Source organism: Streptomyces sp. NBC_00989, from assembly GCF_045162655.1.
In the GTDB taxonomy this organism is placed as follows: Bacteria; Actinomycetota; Actinomycetes; order Streptomycetales; family Streptomycetaceae; genus Streptomyces.
Genome location: NZ_CP108728.1, coordinates 5,608,936 through 5,629,754 on the forward strand (window position 1 = coordinate 5,608,936; position 20,819 = coordinate 5,629,754).

Sequence of the window (20,819 nt, forward strand, 5' to 3'; positions counted from 1 at the left end):
GTTAGGTAAACCTTACTATTGCTCTTCGCACCACTCAGGGCCCGACCGTCCCCCGGTCCGCCCGCGGCAAGCGCTCCGCCGACGCAGCCTGGCCGTCCTCCGCCGGAACCGCTCACAGGACGGGCCCGTGAATCACTCCACCTTCGGTCTCTACGACCCTGCCCGCGACCACAGCGACTGCGGCGTCGGCTTCCTCACCCGCCTCGACGGGATGCCGAGCCACGACGTCGTCGTCAAGGGCGACGAGGCGCTCCGTGCCATCCCGCACCGGGGCGGGAAATCGGCCGAGGGCGTCGGTGACGGCGCGGGTGTGAGCGTCGACCTGTCGGTGGAGTTCTTCGGCGCGATCACCGGGGAGCCGCTGCGCGCGGGGCACTTCGGCGTCGCCAACTGCTTTGTCCCGACCGGCACTTCCGACCGCCGCGCAGCCGCCCTGGACCTCGTCGGCCGCAGCATCGCCGACCAGGGCTTCGACCTGCTGCTCGTCCGTGACGTCCCCGTCGATCACAGCGTCGCCCGCCCCGCCGCCGAGCCGCATCAACTGCCCATCGTGCAGTGGGTGTTCCGCGCCCCGGCGGACTGGGCCCGTGCCGACGTCGACGCCGCCGCGCACCGCGCCCTGCTCGCGATCGAGGCCGTCGCCTACGCCGACGACACCTACGCCGGCTTGTACCCGCTGTCGCTCAGCGCCCGCACGCAGGTGCTCAAGGGACGCCTCAACTCCGGTGAGATCGTCGGGTACTTCCGCGATCTCCTCGACCCGCGGCACTCCGTCCGCTCGCTGTACTTCCACACCCGGTTCTCCACCAACACCGAACCGCACCCGACCATGGCGCAGCCCTTCCGCCTCATGGCGCACAACGGCGAGCTGAACACCGACCGCAAGAACCGCCTCAGCGACGAGGCACTCGCCCGCGCCAGGACCCGGAGCATCGTGCGGCCGCCCGGGCAGTCCGACTCCAGCCGGCTCGACCAGACCCTGCAGAGCCGGGTGTTCGACGACGGCCTGGACCTCGTCGAGGCCGTCGTGTCCCTCATGCCGCCCGCCTGGGAGAACGACCGCACCCTGCCGGACGCCGTACGGGACATGCTCGAGTACTTCTCCCTCTACGAGGAGAAGAACGACGGTCCGGCCGCCGTCATCTTCAGCGACGGCGACGTCATCGGCGCCCGCCTCGACCGGCTCGGGCTACGGCCGTTGCGTACGGTCGAGACCGCCGAGTACCTGATGGTGGCGTCGGAGGCCGGTCAGGTCGCCTTCCCCGACAGTGAAGTCGTGCATCGCGGGCGTATCGAGGCCGGCGGCATGCTCGTCGTCGACCACCGCACCGGACGCCGGATGCGGACGCGCGAGGTCCTCGACGCCCTCGCCTCCCGCCGCCCGTACTCCCAACTCCTCGACACGGCCCGGGTGAACCTCGACGACCTGCCCGCGCCCGACTACTACCGCGGCACGACCACCCTCGGCTACGACGGCGATCTCGCCCTCGCCGGACGGTACGTGGCGTACTCGCTGAACCAGGAGAGCTTCCGGTTCATGCTCGACCCGATGCTCGCCAACGGCTCGGAACGCATCTCCGCGATGGGCTACGGCAACGCCATCAACGCGCTCAGTGACACCGAGGGCGGCATGGCGAAGTACTTCTCGCAGCGCTTCGCCCAGGTCACCAACCCACCGCTCGACAGCATCCGCGAGGCCGACGGCATGAGCATGCGCGTCGCCCTCGGCCCCAAGCCGGACGGCACGGGCAGCGTCGGGAGCGCCGCGGGCCGCCAACTCGTCGTCTCCTCGCCCGTGTTGGGCCACCTCGACATGGTGCGGCTACGGGACCAGCGCATCGTTCCGCTGGAACGGTTCGACATGCTCTACGACCCGGTGGTCGGGGACGAGTCCGCCAACGCCGACTCGTTGCGGGCCGCGCTCACCCGACTCTGCGACGACGTCGAGCTGTTCGCGACCCGGCAGGGCGGCATCGCCGTCCTCACCGACCGGGCGATCTCGTCGACGCGCGCTCCGCTGCCCGTCGTCCTCGCCGTCGCCGCCGTGAACCAGCGGCTCATCGAGACCGGGCTGCGGCTGCGGGTCTCGATCGTGGCGGAGAGCGGGCAGTTGCCGTCCTCGCACCATGTCGCCACCGCGCTGGGCTTCGGCGCCTCCGCCGTCTACAGCCTCAGCGCCCGGCTGCGCGCCGAGGAGAAGCACCCGAGCGCACCGGCGCCCGCCGGTGAAGTCACCGGGACCGACCGGGCGTTGGCCCGGTTCCGCAAGGCCGCCGAGAAGGCCCTTGCGAAGACCATGGGGCGGGTCGGACTGTGCACGGCCGAGAGCTACATCGGCGGCGCGTTCTTCGAGCCGAACTATCTCGACACCCGCGACGACGTCTTCGCGCGGGCCTTCCCGCACATGGAGGCGCCGGTCGGCGGGGTCGGGTTCGCAAGGATCGCGCAGGCCGCGACCGAGTGGCACGAGCGGGCCCGCGCCGTCGAGACCGAGCAACAGGTCCCGCTGCTGGGCCTGTTCAAGGAACGCTCGGACGGAGCCGGGCACTCCTTCGGTGTCTCGGCCGTGCGCGGCTTCGGTGACATGGCCGAGGAGCGGCCGGAGTTCGGGCGCGAGAGCGACCCGGAGGGCCTCCGTCTCCTCACCCTCGGCCAGCTCGACGACGCCTTCGGCATCACCGACGCCGCCTACCGCGACACCGGCTACGACGCGCTCAGCGACGCCGAGATCGACGCGTTCCGGATCACGCCCGGGTACCGCGCCTTCCTGCGGTCCACCCACGAGGAACGCTCGCGCCGCCCGTCCGCGCTGCGGGACGTGCTCGCCCTGCCGGCCGACGTCACCGGGCTGCGTACGGCGGAGGACTTCGCCCGTGAGCTGGGCCGGTTCTCGACGGACGGCAACGCGAGCGTCACGGTCAGGGGCGTCGTCGCGACCGTCACCGAGCGGACGCCGGACACGGAAACGAACACGCACACGGACACGGACACGGACACGGTGACCGTCCGCCTCCAACTCGCCTCCCCCGGAACCGAGTTGCACACCGCCCTCGCCGAAGGCCTCGCCCTCGCGCACCCCGGCGAGGTCGAGACGGCTCTCCCCGCGGACGCCGACGGAGTCACGGTCACCGCCACCGGCACCGCCGCCCGCCTCCTCACCCTCCTGCGCAACGCCCCCGACAGCCTCCAACTCCCCGACGTACAACCGGCGCACGAGATCACCCGCGCCCTCGCCTCCGGCGCGATGAGCCACGGCGCGCTCGTCGCCACCGCGCACGAGGCCGTCGCACACGGCACCAACATGGTCGGCGCGATGTCCAACAGCGGTGAGGGCGGCGAACACCGCTCCCGCTACGGCACGATCCGGGGCTCCCGGATCAAGCAGTTCGCGTCGGGACGCTTCGGCATCTGGGCGGGCTATCTCGCCGACCCGATGCTCCAGGAGCTGGAGATCAAGATCGGGCAGGGCGCGAAGCCGGGCGAGGGCGGCCAGTTGCCCGCGCCGAAGGTCACCGTCGACATCGCGGCGGCCCGCGGCGGCACCCCCGGCATCGAACTCATCTCGCCTCCCCCGCACCACGACACGTACTCCATCGAGGACTTGGCCCAGCTCATCCACGACTGCAAGGCCGCGCGGGTCCGGGTCATCGTGAAGCTCGTGTCCTCGGAGGGCATCGGCACGATCGCGGTCGGCGTCGCGAAGGCGGGCGCGGACGTCATCAACGTCGCCGGAAACACCGGCGGTACGGGTGCCGCGGCCGTCACCAGCCTGAAGTACGCGGGCCGTTCGGCCGAGATCGGCGTCGCCGAGGTCCACCAGGCCCTGGTGGCGAACGGGTTGCGGCAGAAGGTGGTCCTGCGCTGCTCCGGCGCACACCAGACCGGCGGCGACGTGGTGACCTCGGCGCTGCTCGGCGGCGACAGCTTCGAGTTCGGCACGACGGCACTGATGATGCTCGGCTGCGTGATGGCGAAGAACTGCAACGTGAAGTGCCCGGCCGGACTCACCACCAACTCCGAGGCGTTCGAGGGCGATCCGCGCGCCCTGGCCCAGTACCTCCTCAACATCGCGCACGACGTCCGCCAGATCCTCGCCCGCCTCGGCCTGCGCTCCCTGCGCGAGGCCCGGGGCCGCACGGACCTGCTCCAGCTCCTCGACCACCCGGCGAGCGTGGGCCGCCTGGACGTACGGCGCCTGCTGGCCCGCGTGCCGGAGAAGGTCGTAGCCGAACCGGAGTACCTGGAAAAGGACTTCACCACCGACGACGCCCTCATCGAGCGCGTCCGCGCCGCACTCGTCGACCGGCGCGAACCGGCCCTCCTCGTCGAGGACATCCACCTCCGCAACAGCGACAAGTCGGTGGGCGGCCAGCTCTCCATCGACGTCGAACGGCTCCTCAACCACGAACTCGACTACCAACCAGGGATGGACATCCCGGCCGTCACGACCGACGACCGGGGCCGTCGACGCCTCGTCGACGACGCGGTCCGCATCCGCACCACCGGGTCCGCCGGACAGTCGTACGGCGTCTTCTGCAACGACGGCATCACCCTGGAACACACCGGCACCGCGAACGACGGCGTCGGCAAGAGCCAGAGCGGCGGCCGGATCGTGGTCCGCGCCCCCGGCGGCGGCAGCACCGAGCGCGGCGGGAACGTCCTCGTCGGGAACTTCGCGCTGTTCGGCGCGACGGGCGGGCGGACGTTCGTACAGGGAGAGGCCGGTGACCGGTTCGCCGTGCGCAACTCCGGTGCCACAGCGGTCGTCGAGGGCCTCGGCGACTTCGGCTGCGAGTACATGACCGGCGGTACGGTCCTCAACCTCGGCGGCTTCGGCAAGGGCCTGGGCAACGGGATGAGCGGCGGTTTCCTCTACCAGTACGACCCCTCGGGCGAGTTGAGCGGCCAGGTGAGCGCCGACTCCCTCCTCGTCTTCTCCATCACCGACACCGCGCACGGCGCCTTCCACGAGGAGGCCGTACGCCTGCTGCTGTCCTGGCATGTGGAGGCCACCGACTCCCCGCTCGCCGCACGGCTGTTGGAGGACTGGGAGGCCCAACGGCAGTACGTGTACTGCGGGATGCCCCGGTCGCTGCTCCTGTACCAGGACGCGGGCGAGATCCTCGCCGCCGCGACCCGCAACGAGCTGCTGGACGAGCTGGCGACGTCGATCGCGACGGACAAGTTGCGTGCGTTCAAGGTCGATTACCGCGATCACCGCACCGTGCTCGGCGGGCGTGCTCCGGCGTTCGGCGACCAGGGCAGCGACGACATGTTCTCCCTCCTGTCGTCGTACACGGTGCTCGGCGTCGCCCAGGACCTGGCACTGCAACGGGTGCCGGGCGCGAGCGGCCCGGACGATCCGCGGGTCACCGAGGCCGTCCGCAACCTCGTCCTCACCGAGGACTTCTTCGTCAAGCAACGGGTGGTGAAGTACCTGCGCGGGACCCTGGAGCGGTTCGACGACGGCGAGTTGGCGACCCTCATCGCGAGCAAGCGCCTCGACGACTACAAGCGCGCGCTCCGCCGGCGCAACAACCTGAGCGTGGACGCCCCCGGCACCTACGGCTGGATCGTCCACCAGACCACGAAGAACGCCGACCGGGTCCGCGCCGCCCGCTTCGACGAGCTGCTCGCGACGGCCGCGCTCGACGACATCGCCGCCCGCCACACCCACATCCCGCAGGCCCCGACCGAGACGGTGACCGCGTGACCCTCATGCCCCCGACCGGTGCCCTCATCCCGGCCGACGCACCGTTCTCCGCCCAACAGGAGTCCTGGCTGGCCGGGTTCATCGCCGGCATCGCCGCCGCCGGACGCCGGGAGAGCGCGACGGGCTCCGCGCCCACGGCCACGGTCAACGTGCTGTTCGGCACCCAGACCGGCAACGCGGAGTTCCTCGCCGACGAGTTGGTCGCCGGAGCGCGGGCACGGGGCCTCGCGGGCACCGCGACCGCGCTCGACGCCGTGACCCCCGACCAACTGGCCACGATGTCCCACGTGTTGGTGGTCACCTCGACCTACGGCGAGGGCGAACTCCCCGACAACGCGGGCCTGTTCTGGGAGGCCCTCCAGTCCGACACGGCACCGCGCCTGGAGAGCGTGCGCTACGCCGTCCTCGGCCTCGGCGACCGCGGCTACGACGACTTCTGCCAGGCGGCGAAGCTCATCGACATCCGGCTGGAGCAACTCGGGGCGGCCCGCCTCCACGAACGCGTCGACTGCGACGTCGACTTCGAGGACCCGGCGGCGGAGTGGACGACGACGGTCCTGGACCGGCTGGCGGCCGAGACAGGCGCGACCGGCGACGCGAGTGCGGCGGCCCCGGGCCCGGCACCCCGCTCCCCCTGGAACAAGCGCACCCCCTACCCTTCCCGCCTCGCGGTGAACAGGCTGCTGTCCGCCCCGCACAGCGCGAAGGAGATCCGCCACTACGAGTTCGACCTCGGCGACAGCGGCATCACGTACGAGGCGGGCGACGCGCTGGCCGTCGTACCGCTGAACGACGAACGGCTGGTCGGCGCCCTGCTGGAGCACTTCGGCGCGAGCGCCGACGAGGAGGCCGCTCGACTGCTCCGCAGGGACCGCGAAATCCGCACCCCGTCGAAGGAGTTGATCGCCGACCTCGTCGAACGCGCACCGTCCGGCGAACTGGCGGCGGTCGTCGCGCAAGGCAGCCGCTCCGACCTCGACTCCTGGCTCTGGGGCCGGGACGTACTGGACCTGCTACGCGACGCAGGCCCCGCCGCCACCCCGGACCTGACCGAACTCCTCCACCTCCTGCGTCCGTTGCAGGCCCGCCAGTACTCGATCTCGTCGAGCCCGCTGGCCCACCCGGACCGCGTCCACCTCACGGTCGCGTCGGTGCGGTACGGCAGCGGGGACCGCCGCTACGAGGGCGTCGCGTCGACGTACCTCGCGGACCGAACGGGCGGCGAGGGCACGGCGGTTGGCGTATACGTACAGCCCAACGCCTCCTTCGGCGTCCCGGCGGACGACGACGCCCCGATGGTCATGATCGGCCCCGGCACGGGCATCGCCCCGTTCCGCGGCTTCCTCCACGAGCGCGCCGCGCGGGGCGCCTCCGGCCGCAACTGGCTCTTCTTCGGCGACCGTCACCGCGAGACGGACTTCGTGTACGAGGACGAGCTGACCGAACTCCGGACGCGCGGCGTGCTCACCGAACTGGACCTCGCGTTCTCCCGCGACCAGGCCGAGAAGGTGTACGTACAGACCCGAATGCGTGAACGCTCAAGGGAGTTGTACGGCTGGCTGGAGGACGGCGCGCACGTCTACGTCTGCGGTGACGCCTCGCGGATGGCGAAGGACGTGGAGGCGGCGCTGCTGGGTGTCGTGGCCGAGCAGCGCGGGCGCGGGGACGACGACGCGGCGGAGTACCTCGCGGACCTGCGGCGGGCCAAGCGCTATGTACGGGACGTGTATTGAGCATGGCGGACCACAACAACCCGTCCGGGCACTGCGCGTTCAAGGGATGCTGCGGCGGGCAGCCGGGCGGCAGCGTGCGGTTGATCGACGCGCGGATGCCGGAGCTGGCGCGGTGCCTGACGCTCTTCCAGTACGTCCAGGCGGTGACCGGAGGACCGGTCGCCCGGATCGACCAGGCGGGCAGCTACGCCCAACCCAGCTTGCGCGGCGAGGCGTTCGCCGTACAGGCGGGTTCGATCGCGCTGCGGCTCGACGCCGACGGGATCGACACGGCGGTGCTCGCGCGGGACGGCGGTACGGACTCCGTCACGCTGCGCCTGCTCGACGCGGAGGGGCGGACCGTGCACCAGGGACGGTTGCTGTCCGACGGTGACCGGCTGCTGGCCGGCCTGGCGCCGACGATCCAGGCCGGTGCGCGAGCAGCCGTAACGTCCACGCCTCCCGAGGTCCCGGCATGGGAGGACGGGGACCAACTGGCCCAGCTGGACGCGGTGTTGACGGAGGGCGGCCTCGCCCGGCGCGCGGCCTTCGACCGCTACGAAGGCGGCGAACACCGGCCGATCGAGGTGGACGTGGTGGCGTCGGTCCTCGACCACGTCTGCTCCGTCGGACTGCCCATCGGCGTCGCGGTGTTCGCCCCGGCCGCCATGCAGGCGTGCGCCGGCCGCGTCCACGTCACCGATCGGACCGTGGGCGGGCGGGTGTTCGCGGCGCTCGCGGAGAGCTCGGTGGAGATCGACCTGGCCGCCGTCCGGGCGTGCCGTCTCGTCCGCTCGGCGGCGGCGTACGGTCCGACCTCGGCACTCGAACTCGACGACGAGGACGGGCGATGCGTCGCGGTGATCACGCAGTTCGGGATGGTCGGGGCGGATGTGCACGAGGCGTGGGAGGATCTGGCGGCTTCGCTGCCTGACGCCTGAACGCGCGGTGCCTGATGCCCAGTTGTAAGGACGGGTGAGGGGGAGGCCCCCCTCACCCTCCCATGTCAGCCGATCTTGTCGGTGAAGCCCGCCGACAGGACCGTGTAGCGGGTGACCTTGCCCTTGCTGGAACCCGCGGTCCACGTGAAGGTGTACTCCAGGATCGCGCTGGTCTTCGGGTCGACGATCACCCGGCCGACGCTCTTGGCCTCCGCGAACTCAACTGCCGTACCACCACGGCCAGTACTGTCCTTGACCTGGCCGACCAGCTTGACGCCCTTCAGCCCGGCCATCGCCTTGAAGAGTCCGGCCCGCAGTTTCGGGCCCGCCGGGGACTCGGTGAGCAGGCTGCCCGCCTGGTCGAAGGGCGAGATGCTCTTGGGCCGCGGCGGAGTCTGCAGCAGCGCGAGCAACTTCGCCGGGTCGGTGGTGAGTTGGTTCAACCCGTTCCAGTCGAGGTCCTTCGGCCCGAGCTGCCAGTCGGGGTGCCGCCCCTTCTTGGCGGTCTTGCCGCCGTTGACGACGTACTGGTCCATGGACTGCGAGATGTACGTGGTCCCGACCGTCGTCCGCGTCTTCCAGTACTTCCCCGAGGAAGCCGACTGGCTGGCGGCCACCGTGGAGATGTCGTCCAGGAAGACGGACGCGCTGTTCGCGCGCGCCTCGCTGTGCGTGCCGGTGCTCGACGAGGGCGTGCCGTTGTTCGCGTAGGTCACCACGCCGGTGGCCACCGCGGCTGTGGTCAGCAGCCCGATCAGGGCCCGGCGGCGACCGGTCAGCCGCCGGATCGGCGTCACGGTGGCAACGCCGGCCGTCGTCCCCTCCGTGGCCACCGCCGCCTCGACCTCGGCCAGCACCCTGGCCAACGCCCGCTCCGACAGCGGCTCGACGTGACCCGCCGTCGCCAGTTCATCGGCACCGGGGAAGTCCAGCAGTGCGCCTCGCTCGTTCATACCGTTCGCCTTCGTGTCGTCATACGTGGTCATGCGAGGTCTCCCATCGCGGTCAGGTTCCGTCCCGCCGGGCGGGGCATCGTGAGGCGGTCGCGCAGTCGGCCGCGGGCCCGGTGCAGCCGCGAACGGGCGGTGCCCGCCGGGATGCCCACCACGGCGGCGGCCTCGGACGGGGTGAGCTGCTCCCAGCTGATCAGGAGCAGCAACTCCCGCTCCTCAGGCGGCAGTTCGGCCAGCGCCCGTCGTAGCGCGGGGGCCATCGCGGCGGCGTCGAGCCGCTGGTCCACCACCTGCCAGGGGTCGGTGACATCCGGTCCCGGCGCGGGCTCTTGCCGTCCCGCCCGCCGCAGGTACTGGGCGAGCACGTTGTGGGCCACCCCGAACAGCCAGCCCCGGGCCGAACCGCGCGCCGGGTCGAACGTGCGCCGTGCGGCGAACGCCTGCAACCAGGTCTCGGCGAGCAGATCCTCCGACGCGGCGGGCATACGCCGGGCGAAGTAGCCGTGCAGGGCGGAGGAATGGTCCTTCACGAGGTGGGTGAAGGCCGCCGAGTCACCGTGCGCCGACCGCGTCAACTGGGCGTCGCTGTCGCCGTGTTGGACAGCGTGGCCGTGTTCGGTGCCATGACCATGTTCGGTGCTGTGGCCGTGTTCGGCGGTGGTGCCGCGCTGGTCGCTGTCACGGCGGCGGTGACGGCGGAGTCCGCCACGTCGCCGGTCACCCGGTTCATCTGGTGCATCCGGTTTCACCGAGTCTCCGTTTCCGACCGCCGGACGACGGTCTCACCCAGTACTTGTCATCGAACCTCAAGAGCGTTCGCGCACCCCCTCCCATCACTACGCGAGCCCCTTAATGAGAGTTGACTTGCATAAAGAGAGTCGACCCCCTACATTCATGAGAGTCAGCTCTCAGCAAGCGAGAACAAGCGACAAGGACCCCTCACCATGACCACCCCTGCCTCCACCCCCACCCGCACCGTCACCCTCCCCGGCGAACTCTCCGTCACCATCCAGGAGTTCGGCGAGAACACCGAGGGCACCGGCGTGCTGATACTCCACGGCGGCGCCGGCCCGCGAACGGTCGCCGGCATCTCCTCCGCCCTGTCCGAGCACGTGTACGTCGTGACACCGACCCACCCCGGTTTCGACGGCACACCCCGCCCGGAGCACTTCGACACCGTCGCCGACCTGGCCATCGCCTACCTGGACCTGCTCGACACCCTGGGCCTCAAGGACGTCATGGTGATCGGCAACTCGGTCGGCGGCTGGATCGCGGCAGAGATGGCCCTACGCGACAACCAGGGCCGCATCGGCGCGCTCACCCTGCTGAACGCGGTCGGCATCCACGCCCACATGGTCGAGAACCGCGTCGTAGACCCGCGCACCATGGCACCGTCCGACATCAGCCAACTCTCCTTCGCCAAGCCCGAGTTCCGCCCCGACTTCACGACGTTCACCGACGAACAGCGCGCCGCGACCGCCGCCAACCAGAAGACCCTCGCGATCTACGGCGGCGCCCACTTCACCTACGACCCGAAACTCCGCGGCCGCCTCCACCGCGTGACCGTCCCCGTCCTGGTCGTCTGGGGCGAGGAGGACGGCATAGCCCCCTTGAAGTACGGCCGCGGCTACGCCGACTCCTTCCCCGACGGCCACTTCGCCCCGATCGCGGACGCGGCCCACTTCCCGCAGATCGAGGCGCTGGGGGCGACGTTGGGGGCGATCGGCGACTTCGTGAGCACGGTGGTGAAGCCGGGAGCGACGGACTGAGGAGCAGCCCGCGCCCGTGCGCATCGTCGGTGTCGGGGCACCGCAGCAGCACACCCGCCGGGAACCCCGGGTTGTGCGCATCGCCCCGGAGCGAAGTCCCCGCACGGAACCATAGGGGCGAGTGGCGGTTTGGGGCAGTAGTGGCGCCTGTGCGTTGATCGGGCCACTGAAGTGCGACTTTGGCTAATAAGGCCGAAAGGCGCCCTGTTTGAATGGTGTACCGGGCACTCACACTCGGAAAATGGCGGTTCTCCACGGTGTCAGCCAGCCTGAGTGCCTGTTGTGCTTGTCGAATGGGCCCGATGTTCGTGAGCGCGGACGGATCATTCCCCTGTCGGCCGAGCTCTGCGACGGGTGCTGGAACAAGGTCGCCAACGAGCTTGCCGTGTGTGAGGGCGCTACGGCGGCACCGGACCCCGAGTTCGACCCGGACGACGTGGATTGGGTCGAGCCACGCACCTGCCGGCAGTGCCATGCGCCGGTGCGCTGCTACCCCACCAACTATGACCGTTGGGTCGAGCTGGCCACGTTCGAGTTGCCGGCGAAGAAGGTCCCTCCCGCGCACCGTTGGCGTTTGATGCACCCGAAGGCAGCGAACACCCCGATCACCGTGGCGACAGTGGCCATCAGGGTCGGCGCCATCGATCCCACCCCCGGAGAGCCCGTCATTCCCGCTCATGAGTTCGTGTGCCTGAACCGTGAAGCGTGACCGAGCCCCTCGCGTGCCAGAACCGTCAGAGACTCGCAAGGCGGCCTGCGCTATAGGCTGCGCGCGCGAGGGGGGTGTCATGACGGGGCAACGCGGCCTGCGCAAGCGGCAATGGTTCCAAGTAGCACTGTTGATCTTCCTGATGGCCATGATGGTGCGTGCCGTGATCACCGCAGACGACAAGATCGCACTGGTCGCGCTCGTCGTTTCGCTGATGTTCTGCGCCTACGTCCTCGGGTACGTGATCGGCTTCCGCTCAGCCAAGCGACCACAGTCACAACCCGACGGTGAATCACCTAACCGCCCGCCAGGAGAACTCGGTTGGCTGGAGCAGTGGTACCAAGCCCAGTGTGACGGCGACTGGGAGCACGAATGGGGCGTTCGCATCGCGACGCTCGACAACCCAGGCTGGACGGTGCACATCGACCTTGAGGAGACGGCACTGTCCGGCCGGCCCTATGTGAGGACGGACATCCGACGCAGCCACTCCGACTGGGTGATGGCGAAGGTGTCGGACGGCGTCTTTCACGCGTCCTGTGGCCCCCTCAACCTCAGCGAAGCACTCCGCCTGTTCCGCGAATGGGCCACGTCAGTCAGCCAGGAGTCCTAGCCGCCGGACCCGTGCAGACAGAGACGGCCCGTCTCAATTTCTTTCTCATTCAGCCCCGTTCACCACTGTTCGGGCGCGACCCGCAGCCCTCCCGGCTCCGACAACCAGCCGCCCATGAACCCAGAGAGCGGTCTGAGCCGTGCCGGCCTCGCGGCTTCAGATATAGGTCCAGCGCCAGGCGTTCGAGCTGTACGCGCACTTGATCTTCGTGCCGCTCGCGGTGGTGGTGATGGCGCCATGATCGCTGTTTCGGCAGAACTGCCCCGCCGAGTAGCAGTTCCCCGCGTTGGAGACGATCGTGCACGTGCCGGCGCTGTCCTGGCTGCCACTGCCACTGCCACTGCCACTGCCAGTGTTGGCGGCCTTGGCGGTGGCGGTCTTGGTGACGGTGACGGTGACTGTGGGGCCGGGGCTGGCCTTGGCTTTCACGGTCTTCGTGACGGTCGGGCCGGGTTCGGGCGCGGCTGTGACCGTCGCGGTGATGGTCGTCGCGGGCTTGACCTTGGTCTCGACCGGCTGTTGCCCGTCGTCCCCGGCGGAGCCGATAAGCGCACCCGTGACGAACAGAGCCGAGCCTCCGACCCATACGAGTACGCGCCTGTAGAGCGGGCGGGTGTCGGGCGGGCGCGGTGTCGGCGGTATAGGAGTGGTGTACGGGTTGGTCATCTCGTCCCCCACGGTGTTTCAGGTGGAGTGACCGTAGTGCTCAGGCGAGCGGCATGTGGAGGGTGTGTGAGCGGGGGTCACCATTCTGTGACCAATGCCCCTTCAGCGGTCCCGCTCAGGACGGCGATGCCGGCGCCACGGACCTCGGCGTCGGGTGGGAACACGGCCCTCGGAAAGAGATGCCCGATCCAGCCCCAAATGCTCACCGCTTCCCAAGCTGAGAGCCTCAGCAGGATGTCTGGCGGTCCTTCGCCTCTCCGCCGTTCAGTGCGTTGCTGATCTCTCGAAGGCGGCCCTCGGGCAGAGCGAAGGCGTTGCCGGGGTTCCGGTACGAGTGCCCACCGTCATTGATCCAGACGCTGTTTGTCAGCCTCCAGTGAGCCGGAGCCCATTGGCCCTGGTTCTCAAGGAGCATCTTCGCGACGTCGGCGGGTTCCTCGATCCAGGTGAGTGCGCTGAGCGCGGTGGTGAGGGCAACGGCCGCGTCGTCGGGTAGTTGGGCGTCGCCGAGCGTGGGGAAGAGCAGCAAGAGACGGGCGTCGGGGTCGCCGACGCCCTTTGTCGACGGCTGGCGAGCAGCGGACAGCAACTCCGGCCAGGACAGGCCAGGGCCCATGAAATGACCGTCGTCCACAGCGAGGGTCTCCGCTCTCGGCCAGGTCGGGTCATGGATCAGGTAGTCCACGCCCCGGTCTCCGTCGAAGTTGCGGTAGACGACGTGGATGGTGTGGCCGGAATGGAGAGCCACGATGAACGTCGGCCACTCCCGCTCGGCGGAGAGCACGTCGGAGAGCTGCGTCGCCGCGTCCCAGTCAGCTCCGAAGGCGGCTCGTTGCACGTCCTCGCCACGCAGACAACTGCCAAGGTGCACAGGCCAGAACAACGGATTGTCCAGGTAGGCGCCGCCCTCGACCAGAGGGCCGCCTTCATATCCGGGGATCTTCAACACGCCAGGATGGTGACACGAAGGACTGACATCACCCAGGTGGGCAGCACGGTGATGCCCAAGGCCGACAGCAGGGACGAGTTCGACGCTCTCAGGGTGCGAACCCGCGATGGAGTCAGCCGACTTGTCAGTCGGGGCAAGCAACACCTGTGAGAAAACTGCCCCTTGCGGGGTAGGTCGTGCGCGGCCGGCGCTGACAGGTCACCTCTTGGTCATCAGCTGAGCCCGGCCGTCGGTTGGGTCCCGGACATGTTCTCCGGGCCGCCCCCGGACAGGTCGGGGATGCAACCATTCCCTACGGAGCTGGAACCCCCGGAAGCCGGCCGCGCGCTTGCGACCATAGTCGTAGGCACTGACAACGGCCCCGCCCCTCAACGCGCGACGCCACAACGCACAACCCCCGGGTCGCAAGACCCCGAGGCTGTGCGTTGGTCAGCAGCGCTACGGCAGCTTCACCAGCGTGAAGTCGTCGCAATACCCCGCCGCCGAACCGGAGTTCTTGTAGCAGTACACCGACGCCGAGGTGTTGGAGACACCCGTCGTGAAGAAGATCGGCTGCTGGGTGTACGTCGTTGTCGAGCCTCGCAGGTACGTCTCCGTGCCGCCGAAGCTCTTCACGCCGACCGCGACCTCCTCACCCGCAGTGGCCACCTTCGCCCAAGCCGCCACCAGGTAACTGCCGCCGGACGTAAGGCCGGTCACCGTCTGGATGGCTCCGCTCGCGCTGCCCCCGTCTGCAACGAGTACGTAACCATGCGGGAGTTGGAGGCAGCCACGCTCGACGCCGTGCCCGTGCCCTGGGTCCACGGGGTCAGCGCGCCCGTCTCGAAGCCCGGGTTCGTGACGGTGTTGGTGGAGGTCGACAGGGGTTCTACCGCCAGGTCGTCGCAGTAACCCGCTCGACCGTGTCGGCCACCTCGCCTACCTGCACGCGGCCACCCCGGCGAACGGCCAGTCCCTCGCCGGACTCGCACCGGAGTTGATGGCCGCGTCGCGGGCCATGGGGCGAGTCGTCGACGGGGTGGAGCTGGTGAAATTCCCCGGCGAAGGGCCCATGCCCTCCTACGGGTTGACCGATCCGGACGACATCGCCTGGCTGGCGTCGAAGATCACGCCGCATCCGTGGAAGTGCTTCGAGCAGCCGCTGCGGCTCCACGACGAGGCGGGGGTGCGGGCGCTTCCGCAGTCCCAGATCGTATGCACCTCGACGCTGCCGTACCGCGATCCCGCCGACCTGGAGGCGGCCCGCGCGGCCGGGCGGCTGTGGGACATCGACACCGGTCACGACCTGATGGTGAACGAGCCGCAGGCCGTCGCCGGGTTCCTGGAGCTGGTGGCGGGGGCAGCGGCTGCGGGCTGACGACCGGCCACCGGCGAATGACAGCTGACGGCTCACGGCCGCCCGACAACCGACTCACAGAATCGGCTGACCGTCAGTCACATTACCGAAACGTAACCTACCGACGGGTATCACGAGTAACTTACCCGCAGGTAAGTTCCAGGCGAACCATTCTCCGGACGGCCGCTCCACAGGAGGTTCGCCATGCCCGCACGCCAACGGCGCCTGCTCGCCGCCGCGATCACCGCCACCGCCTGCCTCACCGCCCAGGCCCTCGCCCTCACGACCGCCACCGCGGCGACCGACTCCAGCACCTCGGACGAGGTCGTCTCCCGAGGCGTCACCATCCCCGAGTTCTACAACCCGCCCAGCACCCTCCCCACCGCCGACGGCACCCTCGTCCGCAGTGAACCCCTCCCCCTCGCCCTGAGCCTGCCCGGCCTCGACGGCCCGCTCCCCGGTACCGCGACCCGGCTGATGTACAAGTCCACCGACTCGAACGGGCAGCCCGTCGCCGTCACCGGTGCCTACATCGAACCGTCCGCCGACTGGACCGGCGACGGCCCGCGCCCCCTCGTCGCGGTCGCCCCCGGCACCCTGGGACAGGGCGACCAGTGCTCCGCGTCCATGGGTCTTGAGCATCCCCTGTCCCTCAACAGCCAGACGGTTTCCGTGGGTTACGAGGATCTGGCGATCTACCGGCTGCTCGCCAAGGGCGTCGCCGTCGTCGTCACCGACTACGTCGGACTCGGCGCCACCGACCGGCTGCACACCTACGTCAACCGGATCGACGAGGCGCACGCGGTGCTGGACGCCGTGCGCGCCGCACGTTCGGTCGCCGGAGCATCGGTCACCACCCGGTCACCGGTCGGGCTCTACGGCTACAGCCAGGGCGGCGGAGCGACCGCGGCCGCCGCCGAACTCCAGTCCTCCTACGCCCCGGACGTCACCCTCGCCGGAACGTACGCCGGTGCCCCGCCCGCCGATCTGACCTCCGTCACCAAGGCCATCGACGGCAGCGAACTCGCGGGCGCGCTCGGCTGGTCGCTCAACGGGTTCCTTCAGTCCGACCCTGCTCTGAAGCCGCTCGCGGAGGCGCATCTCAACGCCGCCGGAAAGGCCGCCCTGACCGACCTGTCGACCATGTGCGTCGGGGACGCGCTGTTCGGCTACGGCTATACGCGGAGCGGCAGTTGGACCACCGACGGGGAGTCCATCAGCGACATCATCGCCTCGACTCCCGCGCTCCAGGCGTTCCTTGACGAGCAGCGCATCGGCACGCTGAAACCGTCCGGGCCCGTCCGTCTCGCCACCGGCGTCAGCGACAACCTCGTCCCGCACGCCCAGGCGCGCCAACTGGCCCGCGACTGGTGCGCGTTGGGCGGCGACGTCACGTACAAGGCCGTCGTCCTGCCCAGTGTCGGCAGCGCGCTCCTCAACCACTTCGCGCCCCTGCTGACCGACCAGGGCGACGCGATCTCGTGGCTCACCGACCGCCTCGCGGGCAGGCCGGCCCCCTCCAACTGCTGGACCATGCCCGTCCAGCCCTGACCCTCCACCCCTCCTTCCCTCCATCCGTGGCTCCGGGGAGGTCATGTCACCGCTCCGCCAGTTCCTTCGCGATGTTCTTCACCACGACGGCCGCGAACTCGGCCGCGCTGTCGCACAGTTGCCCGGTCGGCTCCGGAGCGTAGACGGTCAACTGGAGGATCTCGGTGGTGCGTTCGCCGACGGAGTCCGTGTAGGTCTGGTGCGGGGTCCGTACGGTGCAGCTGTCGTCCTCGACGTCGTTCGCGGTGTAGTAGCTCTTCGTGCCGGCGACGTTCACGAGCGTTCCGTCGTCGCCGTCGAGCGAGTTGTCCCGGCTGAACTGGATCTGCACCTCGCGCTCACCGTCGCCGTCGCTGGACCAGTCGCATGCCCAGGAGCCGTAACCGCGGTCCTGGTTGGCGAACTCGACGCCGGGCAGTCGCCTGAGTTCGGCGGCGTCGAGCAGCGTGCAGGCGTCGAGGCCGGCCAGGGACTTCGCGGCGGGTGCCGCCGTACGGCGGGGTACCGGGCCGTGGGCCAGCACGCCGACCACGTGATCGGTGGCCGTGTCGGCCAGTTGGCAGGGGTCGGGCGCCGACTTGTCCAACTGGTGCCCGGTGACCCGGACTTGCTTGCCGTCCGGGGTCAGGACGGCCCGTTCGCAGAACTCCTTGTCCCGCTTGAGGGTCACGACCGTGAGCTGGGTGCCGGGCACCAGTCGGGTCTTCTGCACGGTGTCGAAGGTGTCCCGGTCGGAGTCGAGGTCGACCCACACGTCCGCGTTGTCGTCACCGCTGTTGTTGAGCACCACGACGTCGCACCGGTCGATCTCGCCGTAGTCCGGGTCCAGCACGGTGTCGCCGAAGCGGCTCAGCGAGGCGGCGTCGATCAGCCCGCAGGGGTCGGCCGTACGCTCGTCGCCGATGGTTCCGGCCCGCGCCGCGGCCGTGGCGGACGGCTTCGCGTCGGTCCGGGCGGTGTCCTTGCCGTCCTTGCCGTCCGTGCCCCCGGAGTTCCAGGGGCCGAAGAGGACGAGGCCGGCGGTGAGCGCGCCGGTCGTGACCACCGCCACGGCCGTGATCGCCAGCGCGCGCCGGCGTCGCATCGGAAGCGTGACGGCGTCCCGGGCGTGACGCAGGGCCGCTCCCAACCGGATGGTCGGGTGCGTGAGATCGACGGTGACACGGTCGATCCGGTCCTGGACCTCCGCGGGCGGCGGGGTGGCATGCCGCAGCAGCTTGAGCGCGCGGGCGGCGTCGGGCCTGTTCCGGGGTTCCACCTCCAGCAACTCGGCGAGCGGTCCGGTGAGTTGACCGGCCCGTAGGGCGGGCTCGATGTGCCCCTCGCCGGCCCGGGCCAGATACGTCATCAGGTGCTCGGCCTCGCCGTACGGCGACTGCCCCTCGACCGCCGCGAACAGCGAGGCGCCCAGGGAGAACACGTCCGCCTTCTGGCCGGCCGGTTGCCCCTTGGCCACCTCGGGGGCCAGATACCGGGGTTTGCCGCGCACGCTGCCCGTCGCGCTCTGCGTGACGTCGTTCCACAGGGCCCGGGAGATCCCGAAGTCGGTGAGCCGGGCGACGCCTTCGTCGGTGACGAGGATGTTCTCCGGTGTCACATCGCCGTGCACCACACCCGCGCCGTGCGACTTCACCAGCGCGTCCGCGATCTGGCAGCCGATCGACCCGGCCTCCTCGGGCGCCAACGGGCCGCGCTCCGCCATGAGTTGGGCGAGGCTGCGGGAGGGGACGTACTCCATGACGATCCAGCAGGTGGTGCCCTCGTCGACGTAGTCGAAGACGCCGACGATGTTCGGGTGGTGCAGCCGCCCCGCGTTGCGCGCCTCGCCCATGAGCCGGCGCGTGGCCCGATCGTCGTCCAGGCGTGCGCACTTGACCGCGACCCAGCGTTGCAGCCGCTCGTCCCAGGCCCGCCAGACGACGCCCATGCCGCCGGTGCCGATGGGCTCGTGCAGGAGATACCGGCCGTCGATCCTGTCCCCGGCCGCAGGCGCCACCGACACCGTCCCACCTCTCACCCTCACACACAGCTCTGACGGGTAACGGAGTGTACAGATCGGGCACTTGGGGGTGATCGGATTCACGGGACGTGAAAGGGACCCACCCCGAACCACCACACGACTCAGGGACAGCGGAGCGATATCACGACTCTCCCAAACGAGAATTATATTTCCGTTTATTGACAGTAACATGTCCAAACGCGCTACGCTCCCGGCGACTCGCACTCCCCCTACGGTTGCCGGCCCGGAGTCCCCCATGCCCGAGAACACCTCCCCCCACCCCGCCCTCAGCCGCCGCGGACTGCTCGGCGCGACCGCCCTCGGCGCGGTCGCCCTGGCCGCCGCCGGTCGGACCCGGGCAGCCGCATCAACTCGGGCCGCCGTCACGGAACTTCGTGAACGGGCGGTCGTCGTCGGCACCGGATTCGGCGGCGGCGTCACCGCGTTACGCCTGGCCCAAGCCGGCGTCTCCACCCTGGTGCTGGAGCGCGGACTGCGCTGGCCGACCGGCCCGGACGCGACGATGTTCTGCCGCTTCGCGAACATGGGTCTTCTGAACGACACGGATGACGGCACACGGCGCGGATGACGGTACGACGACGGTCGTCACCGGCGCGCATCGGTTGCCCCGGCTGATCGTTAGGGAGGCGTTCGCCTCGTCACCGGGGCGGCGCTCACCGATGCCCAGCCGGAGTGCCCATGCCCGCCGACGCAGTCGCCCGTCCGCCCGCCGAACTCCTCGCGGCGCGGGCGAGCGATCCGTACCCGTACTTCGCCTGGCTGCGCCGGAACGCGCCCGCGCACGTGGAGCGCCGGCCCGGCCGGCCCGCGGTGTGGCAGATCTCCCGCCACGCCGATGTGCGGGCCCTGCTGACCGACGACCGGCTGAGCAAGGAACCCGGCCGGGTGCCCGGTTATGTGCCGGGACCGGCCGGGCTCAACCGGCATCTGGTGCACGCCGATCCGCCGGACCACACCAGGCTGCGGACCCTGGTGAACACGGCGTTCGTACCCCGCCGCATCGCGAGCCTGGAACCCGTCGTCGCCGAGGTCGCGAACCGGCTGCTGGACCGGGTCGAGCGGAACCCGCACGTGGATGTGATCGCGGACTTCGCGGCGCCGCTGACGTTCCGCATGATCTGCGCGATCCTCGGCGTCCCGGCGGAACTCGACACCGCGGCGACCCGCGACACCCTCATGGCCACCATCGCCCCCGGCACCGGCACCGGCCAGGACCGCGCCGAGAGCGACCTGCACGTCCTGCTGGACACACTGATCGCCGGAAAGCGGGCGGGTGGTGAGCAGAGCGGGGTGGATCTGCTGGGCGCGCTCGTGCGGGCCGGTGACGAGACCGGTGCGATGAGCGAGGAGGAACTGCGCTCCACCGCCTACCTGTTGCTCCTGGTCGGACACGACACCACCATGAACCTCATCGGCAACGGCATGCTCGCCCTGCTGTGCGACCCCGGCCAGGCCGCACGGTTCACCGGCCCCGGCGCCGGACCGGAGTTCGTCGCCACCGCCGTCGAGGAGTTGCTGCGCTACGACTCTCCGGTGCGGGACGCCACGTTCCGGTGTGCCGCCGAACCGGTGGAGCTGCATGGGCGGTTGATTGCTCCGGGGGACATCGTGAGTCTCCTGATCGGTTCCGCCAACCGGGACGGGGCCTGCTTCCCGGACGCGGACCGGCTGGACCTGGGCCGGAGCCCCAACAACCATCTCGCGTTCGGTCACGGCCCCCACTTCTGCATCGGGGCGGCCCTGGCCCGCCTCGAAGGCGCCGTCGCCTTCCCGCTGTTGCTGGAACGTCTCGGCCCGGTCCAACTGGCCAAGCCCGCCGACGAGTTGTCCTGGCGGCCGACCCGCGTGATGCGCGGACTCGCCGCACTGCCCGTCGTCCGCCGCTGACGG

The 20,819-nt window shown here is 70.1% G+C and carries 17 protein-coding genes; 10 read left to right on the forward strand and 7 right to left on the reverse strand.

What is annotated here, in order from left to right; genetic code table 11:
• The first annotated feature begins 127 nt into the window (after nucleotides 1–127).
• From OG714_RS24575 to OG714_RS24585, 3 genes are read left to right on the forward strand one after another with little or no spacing between them, the layout of a single operon-like run.
• On the forward strand, nucleotides 128–5,713 hold the full coding sequence (locus OG714_RS24575) for a glutamate synthase-related protein (protein WP_406124084.1): 5,586 nt from the start codon (nucleotides 128–130) through the stop codon (nucleotides 5,711–5,713).
• A gap of 5 nt (nucleotides 5,714–5,718) precedes the next feature.
• Nucleotides 5,719–7,446 carry a sulfite reductase flavoprotein subunit alpha gene (locus OG714_RS24580; protein ID WP_406131931.1) on the forward strand — a complete coding sequence of 576 codons (1,728 nt, stop codon included), beginning with the start codon at nucleotides 5,719–5,721 and terminating at the stop codon, nucleotides 7,444–7,446.
• Nucleotides 7,447–7,448: 2 nt separating this feature from the next.
• The gene (locus OG714_RS24585) at nucleotides 7,449–8,366 is read left to right on the forward strand and encodes a hypothetical protein (protein WP_406124086.1); all 918 of its coding nucleotides are present in this window, start codon (nucleotides 7,449–7,451) and stop codon (nucleotides 8,364–8,366) included.
• 65 nt (nucleotides 8,367–8,431) lie between these two features.
• Here the strand turns inward: OG714_RS24585 and OG714_RS24590 are convergent, their stop codons facing one another.
• From OG714_RS24590 to OG714_RS24600, 3 genes are read right to left on the reverse strand one after another with little or no spacing between them, the layout of a single operon-like run.
• Nucleotides 8,432–9,352, reverse strand: a complete 921-nt coding sequence (locus OG714_RS24590) for a hypothetical protein (protein WP_406124088.1) — start codon at nucleotides 9,350–9,352, stop codon at nucleotides 8,432–8,434.
• Entirely contained in the window at nucleotides 9,349–9,894 is a 546-nt protein-coding gene (locus tag OG714_RS24595; protein WP_406131933.1) for an RNA polymerase sigma factor, read from the reverse strand. Before OG714_RS24595 ends, OG714_RS24590 begins: the two co-directional genes overlap by 4 nt.
• Nucleotides 9,891–10,058, reverse strand: a complete 168-nt coding sequence (locus OG714_RS24600; RefSeq protein WP_406132249.1) for a hypothetical protein — start codon at nucleotides 10,056–10,058, stop codon at nucleotides 9,891–9,893. Before OG714_RS24600 ends, OG714_RS24595 begins: the two co-directional genes overlap by 4 nt.
• Nucleotides 10,059–10,263: 205 nt before the next feature.
• On the opposite strand from OG714_RS24600, the gene OG714_RS24605 reads away from it, so the two are divergent.
• From OG714_RS24605 to OG714_RS24615, 3 genes are all read left to right on the forward strand, one after another.
• Nucleotides 10,264–11,088, forward strand: coding sequence for an alpha/beta fold hydrolase (locus OG714_RS24605; RefSeq protein ID WP_406124089.1), 825 nt, complete (start codon nucleotides 10,264–10,266; stop codon nucleotides 11,086–11,088).
• A 241-nt stretch (nucleotides 11,089–11,329) separates the two neighbouring features.
• Nucleotides 11,330–11,797: a DUF6083 domain-containing protein gene (locus tag OG714_RS24610; RefSeq protein ID WP_406124090.1), complete on the forward strand. Its 468-nt coding sequence runs from the start codon at nucleotides 11,330–11,332 to the stop codon at nucleotides 11,795–11,797.
• 79 nt (nucleotides 11,798–11,876) lie between these two features.
• The gene (locus OG714_RS24615) at nucleotides 11,877–12,407 is read left to right on the forward strand and encodes an immunity 53 family protein (protein ID WP_406124092.1); all 531 of its coding nucleotides are present in this window, start codon (nucleotides 11,877–11,879) and stop codon (nucleotides 12,405–12,407) included.
• Between the two features lie 156 nt (nucleotides 12,408–12,563).
• Here the strand turns inward: OG714_RS24615 and OG714_RS24620 are convergent, their stop codons facing one another.
• From OG714_RS24620 to OG714_RS24630, 3 genes are all read right to left on the reverse strand, one after another.
• The gene (locus OG714_RS24620; RefSeq protein WP_406124093.1) at nucleotides 12,564–13,073 is read right to left on the reverse strand and encodes a hypothetical protein; all 510 of its coding nucleotides are present in this window, start codon (nucleotides 13,071–13,073) and stop codon (nucleotides 12,564–12,566) included.
• Nucleotides 13,074–13,299: 226 nt separating this feature from the next.
• Nucleotides 13,300–14,022 carry a hypothetical protein gene (locus OG714_RS24625; protein WP_406124095.1) on the reverse strand — a complete coding sequence of 241 codons (723 nt, stop codon included), beginning with the start codon at nucleotides 14,020–14,022 and terminating at the stop codon, nucleotides 13,300–13,302.
• Nucleotides 14,023–14,460: 438 nt separating this feature from the next.
• Entirely contained in the window at nucleotides 14,461–14,826 is a 366-nt protein-coding gene (locus OG714_RS24630; RefSeq protein ID WP_406124097.1) for a hypothetical protein, read from the reverse strand.
• A gap of 175 nt (nucleotides 14,827–15,001) precedes the next feature.
• Between OG714_RS24630 and OG714_RS24635 the strand changes: the two genes are divergently transcribed.
• Together OG714_RS24635 and OG714_RS24640 are read left to right on the forward strand one after the other, a co-directional pair.
• The gene (locus OG714_RS24635; protein ID WP_406124099.1) at nucleotides 15,002–15,379 is read left to right on the forward strand and encodes a hypothetical protein; all 378 of its coding nucleotides are present in this window, start codon (nucleotides 15,002–15,004) and stop codon (nucleotides 15,377–15,379) included.
• Nucleotides 15,380–15,562: 183 nt separating this feature from the next.
• A complete protein-coding gene (locus OG714_RS24640; protein WP_406124100.1) occupies nucleotides 15,563–16,909 on the forward strand; it encodes a lipase family protein in 1,347 nt (448 codons plus the stop codon).
• 46 nt (nucleotides 16,910–16,955) lie between these two features.
• Here the strand turns inward: OG714_RS24640 and OG714_RS24645 are convergent, their stop codons facing one another.
• The gene (locus OG714_RS24645) at nucleotides 16,956–18,911 is read right to left on the reverse strand and encodes a protein kinase domain-containing protein (protein ID WP_406124102.1); all 1,956 of its coding nucleotides are present in this window, start codon (nucleotides 18,909–18,911) and stop codon (nucleotides 16,956–16,958) included.
• Between the two features lie 253 nt (nucleotides 18,912–19,164).
• Here OG714_RS24645 and OG714_RS24650 point away from each other — a divergent pair, with 253 nt between their 5' ends.
• Complete coding sequence (locus OG714_RS24650) at nucleotides 19,165–19,497, forward strand: hypothetical protein (RefSeq protein ID WP_406124104.1); 333 nt, start codon at nucleotides 19,165–19,167, stop codon at nucleotides 19,495–19,497.
• Nucleotides 19,498–19,607: 110 nt separating this feature from the next.
• A complete protein-coding gene (locus tag OG714_RS24655; protein ID WP_406124106.1) occupies nucleotides 19,608–20,816 on the forward strand; it encodes a cytochrome P450 in 1,209 nt (402 codons plus the stop codon).
• The last annotated feature ends 3 nt before the right edge of the window (nucleotides 20,817–20,819 follow it).

Coding starts and splice junctions, on each gene's coding strand:
- OG714_RS24600 (WP_406132249.1), bottom strand. CDS start 10,058: ATGCACCAGATGAACCGGGTGACCGGCGACGTGGCGGACTCCGCCGTC.
- OG714_RS24605 (WP_406124089.1), top strand. CDS start 10,264: ATGACCACCCCTGCCTCCACCCCCACCCGCACCGTCACCCTCCCCGGC.
- OG714_RS24580 (WP_406131931.1), top strand. CDS start 5,719: ATGCCCCCGACCGGTGCCCTCATCCCGGCCGACGCACCGTTCTCCGCC.
- OG714_RS24655 (WP_406124106.1), top strand. CDS start 19,608: ATGCCCGCCGACGCAGTCGCCCGTCCGCCCGCCGAACTCCTCGCGGCG.
- OG714_RS24615 (WP_406124092.1), top strand. CDS start 11,877: ATGACGGGGCAACGCGGCCTGCGCAAGCGGCAATGGTTCCAAGTAGCA.
- OG714_RS24620 (WP_406124093.1), bottom strand. CDS start 13,073: ATGACCAACCCGTACACCACTCCTATACCGCCGACACCGCGCCCGCCC.
- OG714_RS24650 (WP_406124104.1), top strand. CDS start 19,165: ATGCCCGAGAACACCTCCCCCCACCCCGCCCTCAGCCGCCGCGGACTG.
- OG714_RS24590 (WP_406124088.1), bottom strand. CDS start 9,352: ATGACCACGTATGACGACACGAAGGCGAACGGTATGAACGAGCGAGGC.
- OG714_RS24635 (WP_406124099.1), top strand. CDS start 15,002: ATGGCCGCGTCGCGGGCCATGGGGCGAGTCGTCGACGGGGTGGAGCTG.
- OG714_RS24610 (WP_406124090.1), top strand. CDS start 11,330: ATGGCGGTTCTCCACGGTGTCAGCCAGCCTGAGTGCCTGTTGTGCTTG.
- OG714_RS24640 (WP_406124100.1), top strand. CDS start 15,563: ATGCCCGCACGCCAACGGCGCCTGCTCGCCGCCGCGATCACCGCCACC.
- OG714_RS24585 (WP_406124086.1), top strand. CDS start 7,449: ATGGCGGACCACAACAACCCGTCCGGGCACTGCGCGTTCAAGGGATGC.